This window comes from Nocardioides sp. Root682, from assembly GCF_001427795.1.
GTDB lineage: Bacteria > Actinomycetota > Actinomycetes > Propionibacteriales > Nocardioidaceae > Nocardioides.
The window spans coordinates 1,522,156-1,538,060 of sequence record NZ_LMHJ01000001.1; the positions used below are offsets into that span (position 1 = coordinate 1,522,156).

The following is a 15,905-nucleotide window of genomic DNA, read 5'->3' on the forward strand; positions in this document are numbered from 1 at the left end:
TAGTGGTCGTCTCGCCAACGGGCTGATTGGCAGCGGTCAGGTCGGACCCGACCCGTACCTGAGCGGCGTCATTTCCAGACGTGCACGTAGTCCACTTCCAGCGTCTTGGGACCGGCGTCAATGCCGTCGTAGCCGGTCGAAGCCCTACCCATGGCTGAAGTGAGTGCCACGATGTACTTCTTGTTCAGCATGGCGCTCTTCGAGGTGTTGACCAGGCACAGGTTGCCGTTCACCCAGATCTGGAGCTTGTTGGCATCCCATTCGAGGGTGAAGGTGTTCCATGCGCCCCGGTTGGCCACGCAGTTCCAGGCGGTGTTGGCCACACCCGGGTTGCTCCCCGTGTACGGCGTGGGCGCGGTGGCGTCGTAGTGCAGGTAGGGAACGGACAGGGTCGGGTACTCCGAGTAGGTCTCGGTGACGTCGATCTCTCCGGTGGCAGGGAAGAGCGATTCTCCGGCCTCCACGGCCGGCCAGAGCCAGAAGGCCTCGTGCAGCTTGGTGGGTGAGTCAGCCGAGATCTCTGGAGACTTCATGCGGGCCTCGAAGCGACCGTGCTCCTGGTTGAACCTGGCGTACGTGCTCACCTGCCCGGAGGCGTAGGGCACGTCAGGAATGTTCTTCGAGCTGTCAGCCGACTTGGGGCAGAGCACGTTGGAGGGCATCCTGCGCGTCGTGAGCTTGAGCGTGCCGTTGGACTGGCTGATGACCGACGGGTCGTCGACGTAGCACGCGTAGGCGTAGGGCGGACCCTCGCTGTACAGGCGGCCGTTGACGAAGTTGGTCTGAGGAGTCCACTTGCTGCGGTCCAGCGCACTGGCGTCGAACTCCTCCCCGAAGGAGCAGACCCAGAGCGTGCCGTCCGCCTTGGCCACGGGAGTCGTGCCGCACGTGGGAGCGCCGGGGCCGGGGGCGGTGGCGAGGGCGGTCACGGCCAGCTCAGGGCTGGTGCCCGCAGCGTGGGTGGTCGTCTTGACGACCGTTGCACGGTAGCGAGCCGCATTCGTGTTGGCAGGAGTGATGGTGAGGACAGCCCGCCCGGCGACGGCGTCATACGGAGCAGTCCCGGCGGCGCCCCACGAGAGGCCACCCCACTTCTCCAGCTTCACGGCTTCGCCGTTCGACAGGTGGGTTCCCGTGGCGACGAGCGTGGTGGGGGTGTTGACGACAGCATTCCCCTGGAGCGCGAGGGTGAGCACGGGTTGAGCCAGGACTCCGGTCACGGTCAGCGCAGCGCTGGCGGCAGCCTGGTGCGTGGCGCTGGCCTTGACGCTCACGCGGTACTTCACGGCCTTGGTGCTGGTCACCGGGACGGAGAAGCTGGCCGTGCCGGTGGAAGAAGCCGGAGCAGTGGCCACCGCGCCGTACAGGAGCCCGTTGAACTTCTCGAGAGTGATGGTGTCCCCGGCGTTCAGGCTGGTGGAGGTCACGGCGAGGGTGACGTCCTGGCCCACCGTGGGCGCAGACGCTGCGGTGAGGGTGAGCGTGGGCTTCGGAAGGGCCGCCGCCTGGGCAGCCAACGGGAGCGTGAAGACTCCCAGGAGGCCGACGAAGAGGGCAAAGAAGTGCAAACGTCTCACGAGCGTGGTCTCCTGCAGCGATCAGTGGAGCGTGACGACAGACGGGGGGGGTCTGCCAGTCCTACCACGCTCGCGCGCTGCGCGAGGACGAAACCTGACTGCCCGGGGCCCGGGTCAGTGCAGGGTCAGCGCAGCTCAGCGGTGGTAGTTCGGCGCCTCGATCGTCATCTCGACGTCGTGCGGGTGGCTCTCCTTGAGCGAGGCGGAGGTGATCCGGATGAACCGGCCCTTCTCCTGCAGCTCCGGGACGGTCCGCGCGCCGACGTAGAACATCGACTGCGAGAGCCCACCGATGAGCTGGTGGGCGACACCGGAGACCGGGCCCTTGTAGGCGACCTGGCCCTCGACACCCTCGGGGACGATCTTGTCGTCGCTGGTGACCTCGGCCTGGAAGTAGCGGTCCTTGGAGTAGGACTTCTTGCCCCGCGAGGACATCGCACCGAGCGAGCCCATGCCGCGGTAGGCCTTGTACTGCTTGCCCAGGTGGAAGACGACGTCGCCGGGCGACTCCTCGCAACCGGCGAGCATCGAGCCGATCATCACGGACTCGGCGCCGGCCACGATCGCCTTCGCGATGTCACCGGACTGCTGCAGACCGCCGTCGGCGATGACCGGGATGCCGGCCGGGTGGGCGGCCAGGGCCGCTTCGTAGACGGCCGTGACCTGCGGGACACCGCAGCCGGTGACGACGCGCGTCGTACAGATGGAACCGGGGCCGAAACCGACCTTGACCGCGTCTGCTCCGGCATCGACGAACGCCTGCGCACCTTCGCGGGTCGCGACGTTGCCGCCGATGACCTGGACGTGCTTGGTGGCCGGGTCGTTCTTCAGGCGGCGGACCATGTCGAGCAGCAGCGTGACGTGGCCGTGGGCGGTGTCGGCGACGAGTACGTCGACGCCCGCGTCGATCAGGCTGGTCGCCCGCTCCCACGCGTCACCGAAGTAGCCGATGGCCGCACCGACGAGCAGGCGGCCGCTGGCGTCCTTCGAGGCGAGGGGGAACTGCTCGGACTTCACGAAGTCCTTGACGGTGATCAGACCACCGAGGCGGCCCTGCTCGTCGACCAGGGGCAACCGCTCACGCTTGTGCTGGCGGAGCAGCAGGGTGGCGTCGTCCCGGCTGATGCCGACCGGGCCGGTGATCAGCGGCATCGGCGTCATCACTTCGTCGACCTTGGTGGTCGCCCACTCGGCAACGGGGGTGAAGCGCAGGTCGCGGTTGGTGCAGATGCCGAGGAGACGGTTGTCGGTGTCGACGACCGGGAGGCCGGACACGCGGTACTCGCCACAGATGCGGTCGAGCTCCTCGAGCGTCGCGTCGGGGCCGATCGTGACCGGGTTGGAGATGATCCCGGTCTGGGTCCGCTTCACGAGGTCGACCTGGTAGGCCTGCTCATCGGCGGAGAGGTTGCGGTGCAGGATGCCGATGCCGCCCTGGCGGGCCATGGCGATCGCCATCCGCGACTCGGTGACCGTGTCCATGGCGGCGCTGATCAGCGGCGCCTTGATCATGATGTCGCGCGTCAGGCGCGTGCTCGTGTCGATGTCGTCCGGTGCGAGGTCGGAATGACCCGGCAGCAGCAGCACGTCGTCGTAGGTGAGACCAAGGGCTGCGAATTTGTCGGGGACCTCCACCGGGCCAGTCTACGGCCCGCCCTTGACTGGTCCGACACTCTGGGGGTGTGAGTACCGCGACCTCTGACCTGCCCCCGCACGTCCTCGTGCTCTTCGGCGCCACGGGCGATCTCGCCAGCCGCAAGCTGTTCCCCGGGCTCTACCGGCTCGCCGCCGCTGGGCGGCTCCCCAGGCACCTCGCCGTGATCGGCAGTGGGCGCCGCTCCCCCGGCACCGACGAGGAGTTCCGCGGGCACGTCCGCGACGCACTCGACGAGTTCGTCGGCGACGTCGACGAGGCGGTCGCCGGACCGCTCCTGGAACGGATCACCTTCGTCGCTTCCTCCGCCGACGACGGTACGGCGCTGGCGCGCGCGGTCGAGGCGGCCGAGGACCGGCTGCTGACCGATGCTCGGTGCCTGCTCTCCGACGTACGCCGCCTCTTCTACCTCTCCGTGCCGCCGACGGCCGTCGAGGGCATGGTCCAGATGCTTGACCGCGAGGACCTCGTGGACCGGTCGCGCCTGGTGGCGGAGAAGCCCTTCGGCACCGACCTGGCCAGCGCTCGCGAGCTGCATGCCGTGATCTGTGGGGTGTTCGCCGAGGACCAGGTGTTCCGGATCGACCACTTCCTCGGCAAGGAAGCGGTGCAGAACATCCTCGCGCTGCGCTTCGCGAACGGGCTGTTCGAACCCGCCTGGAACCGGCACACCATCGAGTCGGTGCAGATCGACGTGCCCGAGAAGCTCACCGTCGAGGGGCGCGGCAGCTTCTACGAAGGCACCGGCTGCCTGCGCGACATGGTCACCACCCACCTGTGCCAGCTGCTCGGGTTCGTGGCGCTCGAGGATCCCCACGCGTTCCGCGAGTCGGCGATCCGCGCAGCGAAGGCGGCCGTGTTCGCCGCCGTACGACCGCTCGATCCCGAGCGCGTCGTCTTCGGTCAGTACGACGGCTACCGGTCCGAGCCCGATGTCGCCGACGACTCCGACGTGGAGACCTTCGTCGCGATCGAGGTGTGGATCGACAACGACCGCTGGCGCGACGTGCCGTTCTACCTCCGCACCGGCAAGGCGATGGCCGACGGTCGGCGCACCATCACGGTCCGGTTCCGCGACCCGCGGCACCGCTGGCTCAAGCCGGAGGGAGGTGGCGTCCCCGAACCCAACGAGCTCGTGATCGAGCTGGCCGACCAGCCGCGGATCGCGATCGACGTGCGCGCCAAGCGCCCCGGCCCCGACATGGCGCTGATCGAGGGTGTCTTCCGGCTCGACCTGGTCGGCGACTCCCCCGGCGACGACCCGCTCGAGGCCTATGAGCGGCTGCTGCTCGACGTGATGCGCGGCGACCGGACCCTGTTCATCAGCTCCGACGAGGTCGACCGGCTGTGGGAGATCTGCCAGCCGGTGCTCAACCGACGGCCCGTCGTCGAGCCGTACCCGGTCGGATCCTGGGGGCCGGAGTCGGCGCGCGGGCTGGCGCTCGGCGGCTGGCGCCTGGGCAACCACGCGCCGGACCGGGAGCTGACCCGCTGACCTCTGGTCAGTGCTTGGTCCACTCCTCCGACTGGGTGAGCTTGAACAGATAGGCCAACGGCGGTACGACGACCACGACCGCCACCGCGACCGCGACCAGCAGCGCCTGGAGGGTCGCCTGCGCCCCTGCCGCGTCCACGATGGTCACCTCGTCGACGAGCAGCCACGGGTACTGCCCGACGCCCCACCCGGACACGACCGACGCCACGGCGACGACAGCGGTGAGCCGGGAGACGGCGTACTGCCGACGCCAGAGCAGGACCAGCGTGCCGAGGCCGGCCAGTGCGGCCAGCACGACGAGCGGCGCGGCCCGGCCCTCGAGCCCGGCTGCCAGCGTGGGTGCGTCGTGGTCGATCGGGACCAGCGCCGCGAACACGACCGCACCGGTGACGACACCGACGCCCAGGGCACGGACGCGCAGCTCATCGGCCAGGCGGGCCTGACCGCTGCGCGCGGCGTCCGCGACCAGGAACGTCCCCGCCAGGAAGGCACACGTGCCGACCGCGATCACGCCACCGAACAGCGAGGTCGGGTTGACCCACGACGACCAGCGGTCCCCCGTGCCATCGAGCGGCACCCGGCCCGACGCGATCGCGCCCGCGATGGTGCCGAAGAAGAACGGCGTGATGATCGATGACGCCGCGAAGATGACGCCGAACAGGCGAGCCTGGCCGAGGGTCTCGGAGAACTTGCGGAACGCGAAGCTCGCTCCCCGGAGCACGATCCCGAGCAGGGCGAACAGCAGGGGCAACACGAGGGTCGTCATCGCAGCCGCGAACGACTCGGGGAAGGCCGTCCACCAGATCACCAGGACGTAGATCAGCCAGACGTGGTTGGCCTCCCACACCGGCCCGATGCTGTGGTCGACCAGCGTCCGCAGCTCGGCTCCCCTGCGGCTGCTGCCGGCGGTGAGGTCGAAGAAGCCGGACCCGAAGTCGGCCCCGCCCAGCACGGCGTACGCGATGATCCCGACGAACAGGGCCGCCGCCACCGCCACCTCGATGCTCATTCGTGTTCCCCGCTGGTCGAGCCCGCCGAGACCGCCGGCGCGTAGGGGCTCGGCAGGTCGATCGCACCCTCACGCCAGCGTCGCGCCATCGACCGCAGTACGACGACCGCACCCCACGTCATCAGCGAGTAGACGACGGTCGTGATCCCGAGCAGCCACCACAGGCTGGCGGTGTAGTCCCCGACGGCGTCGGTGGTGCGCATGACGCCGTACACGATCCACGGCTGGCGGCCGACCTCCGTCGCGATCCAGCCGGCTTCGAGCGCGATCACGGCGAGTGGTCCCGAGGCGGCGGCGAAGCGGAGGAACCAGCGCTTCTCGAGCAGGTCCTTGCCGCGGCGGCGCTGGAACCAGAACAGCACCACGGCTCCGGCGAGCAGGGTGCCGATGCCGACCATCGTCTGGAAGGCGAGGTGGGTCATGTTGACGGGCGGGTGCTCGTCCTCGGGGATCGTGTCGAGGCCGGGGACGGGCTTGTCCGGAGAGTTCATGGCGATCAGCGACCCGAGGTAGGGGATGTCGATCGCGCCCTTGACCTCGCCGTCGACGAGCACGCCTCCAAGACGCAGGGGCGAGGGGCTCTCGGTCGTCTCGGCCAGCTCGAACGCCGCCAGCTTCGCCGGCTGCCGCTCGTCGAGACCGATGCCCAGGACGTGCCCGACGAACGGCTGCGTCACCGCGGCGATCGACGCGAACACGAAGGGCACCATGAAGCCGAGCCGGTGGTGGGCGTCGCGACGGCCGCGGAGCATGCCGACGGCGTACACGCCGGCGACCGAGAACCCGGCCAGCATGTAGGCACCGACCCACATGTGACCGAACTGCAGGAAGGCGTGCTGGTTGAACAGCACCGCCCACGGGTGCACGTCCGTGACCTCGCCGTCGACCATCCTGAAGCCCGAGGGGACGTTCATCCAGGCGTTGACGGCGAGCACGCAGTAGGCCCCGATGATCCCGGTGACCGCCATCGGCAGCACCATCATCACGTGCCGCTTCGGGGGCATCCGGCCCCAGCCGTAGAGGTAGATGCCGAGGAAGATCGCTTCCAGGAAGAACGCCAGGCCCTCGAAGGCGAACGGCAGTCCCAGGACGTCGCCGTACGTCCCCATCAGGCCGGGCCAGAGCACGCCCATCTCGAAGCTGAGCACGGTCCCGGACACGGCGCCGATGGCGAACAGCACGGCCGAGACCTTGGCCCAGCGCTGCGCGAGCCCCAGGGCGACCGGGTCGTTGCGACGGATGCCGCGCAGGTGCATCGCGAAGATCATCGCGGGGAACGCGACGCCGAAGCAGGCCAGGATGATGTGCCAGCCCAGGGAGAGCGCCATCTGTTCGCGAGCAGGGAGCAGGCCCGCGGGCTCGGCCTCGGCGGCCCCGGCAGCCCCGGTGGCAAGGTGGACAAGGACGCTGGTGACGACATCGGGAGTCAACACGACGTCGACGCTACCGCCTTGTGAATACTTTCACAAAGTCATCGGGGTGTTGTGCTGATCACCCGCGGAGGTCGGTGATGGCGATCCGCACGGTCAGCGAATCCCCCGCCATCCTGATCCGACCCCGCATGCCTGCGGCCAGCACCATCGGGAGCACGGCACGGGTCTCCGACGGCGCGGTGAGCACGATCTCCTCGGCCCCCTGGGACCGGGCGACCCGGGCGATCTCGGCGAGCAACCGGGTGCCGACGCCACGACGGTGCCAGGCCGGATCGACCCACAGGTCCACGGGCCAGGGGTGGTCGTCGGTCTCTCCGACCGCGACCTCGGCACGGCCCGCGACCTTGCCGCCCGCGATCGCCGAGACCACGGAGCCGTCGCGGACGTAGTCCGGATCGCCGGCACCGGGCTGGTGCGGGGCCGGCGGCGCCTGCGCGTCCAGCACCTCACCGACCAGTTCCGCCAACGCACCGGCACGCGCGCGCTCGGTGGCCGTGAACGGTGTGGTCCGCCGGATCTGGATGGTCGCGGACCCGCCGACCGTCATCTCGAGCACGTCGGCGGAGGCGTCAGTGGTCGCGACGTCAGCATCGAACAGGTGGGCCGCCATGTCGGGGAAGGTGGCCGGCTGCGCGATGATCGCGCGCACGGCCTGGACGTAGCGGGTCGGCTGGTCCTCGAGAGCCGCGGTCGTCACCTGGACCGCCGCGACCGCCGTACCGCCGGCATTGCGGACCAGGTCGTTCAGCTGCTCGGCCGTCCAGTCGGCCGGCACCAGCAGCACGAACTCGTCGGTCACGGTGCCCGCATCGGGGAAGACCTGGACGGTCTGGATGTTGACCCCGGCCCGCCCGCAGGCCGCCGCCAGCTCCGCCAGGGCACCCGGCCGGTCCGGCAATCCCGCTCGCACTCGCCACAACATGTGCCCACTATGCCGGACCGAGGTCACCGCGGGCGATCACCAATGTTTCCAAAAAGACATCGGCCCGCCGTACCGGAGTACGACGGGCCGATGGTGGATCAGTGGCCGTTGATCAGTGGCCGTGACCGTGTCCGTGGCCGGCACCCGCGTCGGGAGCCTCTTCCTCGGGCTTGTCGACGATCAGTGCCTCGGTCGTGAGCAGCAGGCCCGCGATGGAGACGGCGTTGATGAGAGCCGACCGGGTCACCTTGACCGGGTCGATGACGCCCTGGGCGACCAGGTCGCCGAACTCACCGGTGGCGGCGTTGTAACCGAAGCTCGCGCCGTTCTCGGCGAAGCCCTCGCGCACCTTGTTGGTGATGACGTAGCCGTTGACGCCGCCGTTCTCGGCGATCCAGCGCAGCGGCTCGTCGGCCGCCTTGCGGACGATGCGAACGCCGGTGGCCTCGTCGCCGGTCAGGCCGAGGTCACCGTCGAGGACGGACACGGCGTGGATCAGGGCAGAGCCACCGCCGGGCACGATGCCCTCTTCGATCGCGGCGCGCGTCGCGGAGACGGCGTCCTCGATCCGGTGCTTCTTCTCCTTGAGCTCGACCTCGGTGTGGGCGCCGACCTTGATGACCACGACGCCGCCGGCCAGCTTGGCCAACCGCTCCTGCAGCTTCTCGGAGTCCCAGTCGGAGTCGGAGGTCTCGATCTCCTTCTTGATCTGCTCGACACGACCCGCGACGGCGGCAGGGTCGCCGGCACCGTCCACGATCGTGGTGTTGTCCTTGGTGACCACGATGCGGCGGGCGCTACCCAGCACGTCGAGGCCGACCTGGTCGAGCTTGAGGCCGACCTCCGGCGAGATGACCGTGGCACCGGTGAGCACCGCGATGTCCTGGAGGATCGACTTGCGACGGTCGCCGAACGCAGGCGCCTTGACGGCAACAGCGTTGAACGTGCCACGGATCTTGTTGACGACCAGGGTCGACAGCGCCTCACCGTCGACGTCCTCACAGAGGATGAAGAGCGGCTTGCCGGCCTGGATGACCTTCTCCAGCAGCGGCAGGAGGTCGGCGATCGCCGAGATCTTGCCCTGGTTGATGAGGATGTACGGGTCGTCGAGGACGGCTTCCTGGCGCTCCGCGTCGGTGACGAAGTAGGCCGAGATGTAGCCCTTCTCGAACTGCATGCCCTCGGAGAACTCGAGCTCGGTCGAAGGAGTGTTGGACTCCTCGACGGTGATGACACCGTCCTTGCCGACCTTGCCGAACGCCTCGGCGAGCAGGTCGCCGATGTGGCTGTCACGCGAGGAGACGGTCGCCACGGAGGCGATGTCCTTCTCGTCGTCGACCTCGCGGGCGGCATCCTTGAGCGCCTCGCCGACAGCGGCAGCGGCCGCGTCGAGCCCACGCTTGAGACCCATCGGGTTCGCACCGGCGGCGACGGCGCGCAGGCCCTCGTGGACCAGCGCCTGGGCCAGGACGGTTGCGGTCGTCGTACCGTCACCGGCGACGTCGTTGGTCTTGGTCGCGACCTCCTTGGTGAGCTGCGCACCGAGGTTCTCGAACGGGTCGTCCAGCTCGATCTCACGCGCGACGGTCACGCCGTCGTTGGTGATGGTCGGCGCGCCCCACTTCTTGTCGAGAACGACGTAGCGGCCCTTCGGGCCGAGCGTCACCTTGACGGTGTTCGCGAGGGCGTCGACGCCGCGCTCGAGCGCACGCCGGGCGTTCTCGTTGAACTCCAGGATCTTGGGCATTGCTACTCCTTGGGAAGTGCTGAAGGCGCCACGCGGGTCAGCGCGGCGCCTTCAACGGAAACAACAGGGATCAGGCGAGAACGGCGAGGACGTCGCGCGCCGAGAGAATGAGGTACTCCTGGCCGGAGTACTTGACCTCGGTGCCGCCGTACTTGCTGTAGATGACCTTGTCGCCGACGGCGACGTCGAGCGGGACGCGGTTGCCGTTGTCGTCGATGCGGCCGGGGCCGATCGCCAGGACCTCGCCCTCCTGGGGCTTCTCCTTGGCGGTGTCGGGGATGACCAGGCCGGACGCCGTGGTCTGCTCCGCCTCGAGGGGCTTGACGACGATCCGGTCCTCGAGGGGCTTGATGTTGACCGACACGATGTCGACCTCCACTTTCTGAGCTGACTGCTTGGGTTCGGTGGGCGTGACCGGGGAGCGAACTTCCCGATCTGCATTGGCACACTCGGTCCGAGAGTGCCAACCACGAAACTAGCACTCTCCGCAAGTGAGTGCCAGAGCGACCCCTGGGCGAGATGCCGCAGTTCTGGAGCAGCCCTACCAAAGTCGGTTGACCCGCGCCCGCCCGAACGGAAGCGTTCGACCCATGTTCGCTGCCCTCGGCCGGTTCGTGTCCCGGCGCCCCTGGTACGTCGTCGCGGCGTGGGTGGTCTTCGCGGTCGTGGTGATCGCGCTGTCTCCCAAGCTCGAGCCGACGGCCGACCAGTCAGAATTCCTGCCGCGGCACTACGAGTCGATCCGGGCCGTCGAAGCGATCCAGGACGAGTTCGCCGACCTGAACACCAGCACCGGCGCGGTGATCGTCTTCGACCGCAAGGACGGCGAGAACGTCACGCCCTCCGACGTCGCCGCTGCGAACGCCGCCATGAAGAAGGTCGACGGCGAGCTCGGCAAGACCTTCGACGCGGTCAAGGCCCAGGACACGCCGGCAGGGCCGCTGCTCGCCGTACCCGTGCCGACGGACAAGAACGACACGACCGGCGCTTCGGCCAAGGTCATCCTGAGCGAGATCACCCTTGCCGACGGCGTCGCGGGCTTCGAACCCAGCGCGCTCGACGACGTCAAGGCGCTCCGCAAGGAGATCGCGTCGGCCACCAGGGGCAGCGATCTCGAGTACGGCGTCACCGGCGCCGTTGCCCAGAACCTCGACTCCCAGGAGGCCTCGGGCGACGCGCTGAAGATCGTCGGAGGCGCGACGGTGCTGCTCATCGTCGTCCTGCTCGGCCTGATCTTCCGCAGCGTGCTGATCTGCCTGCTGCCCGTCGTGGTGGTGGGCCTGGTGTCGGCCGTGGCCACCGGACTCATCGGCGCAGCCAACGAGGCATTCGACCTCAAGGCCGATTCCTCGATCGAACAGATCCTCATCGTGGTGCTGTTCGGCGTCGGCACCGACTACATCCTCTTCTTCCTGTACCGCTACCGCGAGCGCCTGCGGGAGGGCGAGGACACCCGCGGCGCGGTCGCACACGCACTCGAGCGCGCCGGCGAGGCCATCGCGTCCGCAGGAGGCGCCGTGATCGTCTCCTTCCTGGCGTTGCTGCTGTCCTCCCTCGGGGTGTTCAAGGCGATCGGTCCGGCGCTCGCGATCGCCGTCGCGGTCACGCTGCTGGCCTCGCTGACCCTGGTGCCGGCCATCGCGACCCTGCTCGGCAAGGCGCTGTTCTGGCCGTCGAAGAAGTACCTCCAGGAGCCGAAGGCCGCCCGCTTCGCCGCGCTCGGAAAGAGCCTGGGCGCCCATCCCGGCCGCTTCGCGATCGCCTCGGGTGGCGTGCTCGCGATCCTCGCCGTCTTCACCCTCGGCTTCACGCCGTCCTTCGACTTCAACAGCTCGTCGATCCCGAAGGACGCCGAGTCCTCGGTCGCAGGCGCCAAGCTCGCGAAGTACGTCTCCGCCGGAGCGGTGGACCCGACGCTCGTCGTCCTGCGCTCGACCGACGACGCACCCATCGACCAGACCGAGGCCACGGCGTTCGCCGACCAGCTCGGAACCACCAAGGGTGTCGCGTCCTCGACCCTGGGGCAGCAGAGCGCCGACAAGTCTGCGTGGCTGGTGCTGGTCAACCTCGACGACGACCCGATCTCCAGCCCTGCCATCAAGACGGTGGTCGACCACGTCCGGCCCACCGCGCACGATGCCGCGCCGGACGGAACCCAGGCGCTGGTCGGCGGCAACACGTCGGTGTTCGTGGACTTCGAGAAGGCGATGAACCGCGACTACTCGGTCGTGTTCCCCGTGGCCGCCCTGGTCATCTTCCTGATCCTGGCGCTGCTGCTGCGCAGCCTGGTGGCACCGGTCTACCTGATGGTCTCGGTCGGTCTCGGCTTCGGGGCCACGCTGGGCGCCACGGTGCTGGTGTTCCAGCACTTCATGGGTGACGCCGGGCTGATCTTCATCCTGCCGATGTACATCTACCTCTTCGTCGTCGCGCTCGGCACGGACTACAACATCTTGATGATCGCCCGACTACGTGAAGAGGCGCGCGAGGGCCGGTCTCCACGCGAGGCGGCCGCCGAGACGCTCAAGCACGGCGGGCCCACCGTCGCCGCGGCCGGCGTGATCCTGGCCGGCACCTTCGCCTCCCTCATGCTCGGCGGCAACTCGTTGCTGGTCTCCATGGGCTTCGCGATCTCGCTCGGCATCGCGATCGCCGCGTTCGTGATGTCGATGTTCTTCACCCCGGCCATCACCGCGCTCATCGGGCACGCCGCCTGGTGGCCCGGGCACGGTGACGAGAAGAAGCACCACGATGCGCCGACACCGGAGTCCACGACGACCTGACAGGATCACCGGGTGGACCTCGATGCCTTCCGGTGGCTGCTGACCGACGACGGCCAGGCCTTGCTCGCCGAGGCGACCGCGCTGGTCGACAGCGGCGCGAGCGCCCTCGCAGCAGGCTCCGCCCTCCGTCGTACGACGTCCGCGGAACGCGCCGCGGTGGCGCTCACACAGGTGGAGCTGCGCGGCCGCGCAGCTGCGAAGTTCGGGGACCTCGCGCCCCGGATGTACTTCACGCCGGACGCCCTGGAGCAGTCCACCCGGCTCCGGGTCGCCGAGCACCGGGCCGGCCGGTACACCGCCTTCGAGGCGTCCAGCCTGATCGACCTGGGCTGCGGGATCGGGGGCGACCTGATCGCTGCCGCCCGGGCCGGGATCGTGTGTGCCGGCGTCGACCTCGACCCGGTCCGGGTGGCGGTCGCCGAGGCGAACCTTGCTGCCCTGGGCCTGGCCGGGGCGGTGCAGGTCGCCGACGCGACCGAGGTCGACCACCGCGCCTTCGACCTGGCATTCGCCGACCCGGCACGACGGACCGGCGCGGGCCGCACCTTCCGGGTCGAGGACTGGACCCCGCCGTGGACCTGGGTCGAGGGACTGCTCCGGCGCGACGCCTGCGTCAAGGTCGCGCCCGGTATCCCCCACGCCCTGATCCCCGAGGGTGTCGAGGCCGAGTGGGTCAGCGACGAGGGCGAGGTGAAGGAGGCCGCATTGTGGGCCGGCCGGACCGCGACGGTCGCCCGCCGCGCGACCGTCATCGGTCCCGGAGGACTCGCCAGCCTGACCGACGAGGACGACCCGGGCCCCGCCGCAGTCGGCGTACGACCGGTCGGTGCGCACCTCTACGAACCGGACGGCGCAGTGATCCGCGCCGGCCTGGTGACCGCGGTCGCCGCGGGTGTCGGCGGCGGACTGCTCGACGCGAAGATCGCCTACGTCACCAGCGACTCAGCCTTCCGCTCCCCCTTCGCGCGGGGCTACCGCGTCGTCGAAGAGCTCCCCTACCGGGAGAAGCAGCTCAAGGCGGCCCTTCGCGAGCGCGGGATCGGACGGCTGACCATCAAGAAGCGCGGCGTGGACGTCGTTCCCGACCAGCTGCGCAAGCGGCTGGCCCTCAGCGGCGACGCCGAGGGAACCATCGTCCTCACCCGGGTGGCCGGGGTCGGCACAGCGCTCCTGGTCGAGCCCTTCTGAACCAGTGCGCGGGATCGTCTCCCGAAATCGCGTGATGTTCCGGCACCCACCACGTCTGGATTCCTTGACCCCTCGGAATCAAGGAGTGACAGATGCCCCACCACGTGACCGTCAAGCACCGGGCCACCGAACCGGTGCGCAACGTTGACCGCCCCGCCAACGCAGGCTCCCACCGCAGGTACCGGACGTCTGACCTCCCCATCGCCGCTGCGCTCGGGATCATCCTGATCATCGTGGCAGCCATCCTCGCGACGAGAGGCTGACGTGCGGATCTCCCTGCGCTCGCTGGTCGCCGTCTTCACCGACCTCGTCGTCCGTCCGTTCCGCGGCCCCCGGCGCTGACCACCTGGCTGCTGCCGATCAGTCACGGCCGAGAGCAGCAGCCTCCGCACCGATGGTGGTGTCCGCGCCGTGGCCGGTGTGGACCACGGTGTCGTCGGGCAGCGCGAACAGCGTCGCTCGGATCGAGGCCTCCAGCGTCGGGCGGTCGCTGAACGAGCGACCGGTGGCTCCGGGACCGCCGTGGAACAGGGTGTCGCCGGTGAACACGCAGCCGAGGTCGGGGGCGTGGAGGCAGACCGCACCGGGGGCATGGCCCGGCGTGTGCAGCACCCGCAGGGTGGTGCCGGCGACGCTGATCTCCATCTGGTCGGACAGGTCCACGTCCCAGAGGTGGTCGAGGTGGGTCATGGTCCACAACGTCCGGTCGTCGGGATGCAACAGGATCGGAGCGACCACCAGCTCCCGCAGCTCGGGGGCGACGCGGACGTGGTCGTCGTGCGCATGGGTGCACACGATCGCCTTGACCTTCCTGGTCCCGACCACCGCGATGATGTCGTCCACGGAGTGGGGTGCATCGATGACGATGCACTCCTCGTCGTCACCGATCACCCAGATGTTGTTCTCGACGTCGAACGTCTCCCCGTCAAGGGAGAAGGTGCCGCTGGACACCGCATGATCGACCCGCACTTCCCCAGCCACTAGAGGACCACCACCGAACGCAGGACGTCGCCGTGGTGCATCCGCTCGAACGCCGCCTCCACGTCACCCAGCCCGATCTCCTCGGACACGAACGCGTCCAGGTCCAGCCGCCCCTGGCGGTACAGGTCGACCAGCATCGGGAAGTCCCGACTGGGCAAGCAGTCGCCGTACCAGCTCGACTTCAACGAACCACCACGACCGAAGACGTCGATCAACGGGATCTCCGGCACCTTCATGTCCGGAGTCGGTACGCCGACCAGGACCACCGTGCCCGCGAGGTCGCGGGCGTAGAACGCCTGCTTCCAGGTCTCGGGCCGGCCCACCGCGTCGATCACCACGTCGGCACCATCGGCGCCCTCGTAGGTCTCCGCACAGATCCGCTTGATCTCCTCGACCGGATCCACCACCGACGAGTCGACCACATGGGTCGCGCCCATCCGGCGGGCCGTCTCGAGCTTCTTCGCATCAATGTCGACCGCGATGATCGGACTCGCGCCAGCCAGCGCCGAACCGGCGATGGCGGCCACCCCGACACCACCGCACCCGAGCACCGCGACACTCTTGCCACGCGTCACCGCACCGGTGTTGATCGCCGCCCCGATCCCCGCCATCACCCCACAACCCAGCAGGCCGACCGCCGCGGGACGTGCCTGCGGGTCGACCTTCGTGCACTGCCCCGCAGCCACCAGGGTCTTCTCCGCGAACGCACCGATGCCCAGCGCCGGCGAGAGTTCCGTCCCGGCACCCTCACCATCGGCGAGCGTCATCTTCTGCTTCGCGTTGTGGGTGTTGAAGCAGTACTGCGCCTCACCGCGCCGACAAGCTCGACACTCACCACACACAGCCCGCCAGTTCAGCACCACGAAGTCGCCCGGCACCAGACCGGACACCTCAGGCCCCACGGCCTCGACGACCCCGGACGCCTCATGGCCCAACAGGAACGGGAAGTCGTCATTGATCCCACCCTCCCGGTAGTGGAGGTCGGTGTGGCACACCCCGCAGGTGAGCACCTTCACCACCGCTTCCCCAGGACCTGGATCCGGGACGTTGATGGTCGCGATCTCGACCGGCGCTCCCTTGCTACGAGCGATGACGGCCTGGACCTGCTGCATGCTG

13 protein-coding genes are annotated in these 15,905 nt (G+C 69.1%); 4 read left to right on the forward strand and 9 right to left on the reverse strand.

Going from position 1 to position 15,905, the window contains the following annotated elements:
* Nucleotides 1-68: 68 nt before the first annotated feature.
* Together ASD84_RS07180 and guaB are read right to left on the reverse strand one after the other, a co-directional pair.
* On the reverse strand, nt 69-1,577 hold the full coding sequence (locus tag ASD84_RS07180) for a glycoside hydrolase family 16 protein (RefSeq protein ID WP_162251500.1): 1,509 nt from the start codon (nt 1,575-1,577) through the stop codon (nt 69-71).
* Between the two features lie 135 nt (nt 1,578-1,712).
* On the reverse strand, nt 1,713-3,212 hold the full coding sequence (guaB, locus tag ASD84_RS07185; protein WP_056708376.1) for an IMP dehydrogenase: 1,500 nt from the start codon (nt 3,210-3,212) through the stop codon (nt 1,713-1,715).
* 47 nt (nt 3,213-3,259) lie between these two features.
* Here guaB and zwf point away from each other — a divergent pair, with 47 nt between their 5' ends.
* The gene (gene zwf / locus ASD84_RS07190) at nt 3,260-4,726 is read left to right on the forward strand and encodes a glucose-6-phosphate dehydrogenase (protein ID WP_056708379.1); all 1,467 of its coding nucleotides are present in this window, start codon (nt 3,260-3,262) and stop codon (nt 4,724-4,726) included.
* 7 nt (nt 4,727-4,733) lie between these two features.
* On the opposite strand, the gene ASD84_RS07195 is transcribed toward zwf, so the two are convergent.
* The 5 genes from ASD84_RS07195 to groES form a co-directional block, all read right to left on the reverse strand.
* Nucleotides 4,734-5,735, reverse strand: a complete 1,002-nt coding sequence (locus ASD84_RS07195; protein ID WP_056708381.1) for a cytochrome d ubiquinol oxidase subunit II — start codon at nt 5,733-5,735, stop codon at nt 4,734-4,736.
* Nucleotides 5,732-7,168, reverse strand: coding sequence for a cytochrome ubiquinol oxidase subunit I (locus ASD84_RS07200; RefSeq protein ID WP_235531009.1), 1,437 nt, complete (start codon nt 7,166-7,168; stop codon nt 5,732-5,734). The genes ASD84_RS07195 and ASD84_RS07200 overlap by 4 nt, the downstream gene beginning before the upstream one ends.
* A gap of 58 nt (nt 7,169-7,226) precedes the next feature.
* On the reverse strand, nt 7,227-8,090 hold the full coding sequence (locus ASD84_RS07205; protein ID WP_082573205.1) for a GNAT family N-acetyltransferase: 864 nt from the start codon (nt 8,088-8,090) through the stop codon (nt 7,227-7,229).
* A gap of 112 nt (nt 8,091-8,202) precedes the next feature.
* Nucleotides 8,203-9,837, reverse strand: a complete 1,635-nt coding sequence (groL, locus tag ASD84_RS07210) for a chaperonin GroEL (RefSeq protein WP_056708387.1) — start codon at nt 9,835-9,837, stop codon at nt 8,203-8,205.
* A 70-nt stretch (nt 9,838-9,907) separates the two neighbouring features.
* On the reverse strand, nt 9,908-10,201 hold the full coding sequence (gene groES, locus ASD84_RS07215) for a co-chaperone GroES (RefSeq protein ID WP_056710771.1): 294 nt from the start codon (nt 10,199-10,201) through the stop codon (nt 9,908-9,910).
* Nucleotides 10,202-10,427: 226 nt separating this feature from the next.
* Between groES and ASD84_RS07220 the strand changes: the two genes are divergently transcribed.
* The 3 genes from ASD84_RS07220 to ASD84_RS25030 all read left to right on the forward strand — a co-directional run bounded on the left by ASD84_RS07220 (nt 10,428) and on the right by ASD84_RS25030 (nt 14,071).
* Nucleotides 10,428-12,620 carry an MMPL family transporter gene (locus ASD84_RS07220; protein ID WP_056708390.1) on the forward strand — a complete coding sequence of 731 codons (2,193 nt, stop codon included), beginning with the start codon at nt 10,428-10,430 and terminating at the stop codon, nt 12,618-12,620.
* Between the two features lie 12 nt (nt 12,621-12,632).
* Nucleotides 12,633-13,808 carry a class I SAM-dependent methyltransferase gene (locus ASD84_RS07225; protein ID WP_056708393.1) on the forward strand — a complete coding sequence of 392 codons (1,176 nt, stop codon included), beginning with the start codon at nt 12,633-12,635 and terminating at the stop codon, nt 13,806-13,808.
* A 92-nt stretch (nt 13,809-13,900) separates the two neighbouring features.
* Nucleotides 13,901-14,071: a hypothetical protein gene (locus ASD84_RS25030; RefSeq protein ID WP_156391643.1), complete on the forward strand. Its 171-nt coding sequence runs from the start codon at nt 13,901-13,903 to the stop codon at nt 14,069-14,071.
* A gap of 97 nt (nt 14,072-14,168) precedes the next feature.
* Here the strand turns inward: ASD84_RS25030 and ASD84_RS07230 are convergent, their stop codons facing one another.
* Nucleotides 14,169-14,759: an MBL fold metallo-hydrolase gene (locus tag ASD84_RS07230; protein ID WP_235531010.1), complete on the reverse strand. Its 591-nt coding sequence runs from the start codon at nt 14,757-14,759 to the stop codon at nt 14,169-14,171.
* Between the two features lie 29 nt (nt 14,760-14,788).
* A complete protein-coding gene (locus ASD84_RS07235; RefSeq protein WP_056708397.1) occupies nt 14,789-15,901 on the reverse strand; it encodes an S-(hydroxymethyl)mycothiol dehydrogenase in 1,113 nt (370 codons plus the stop codon).
* Nucleotides 15,902-15,905 lie beyond the last annotated feature (4 nt).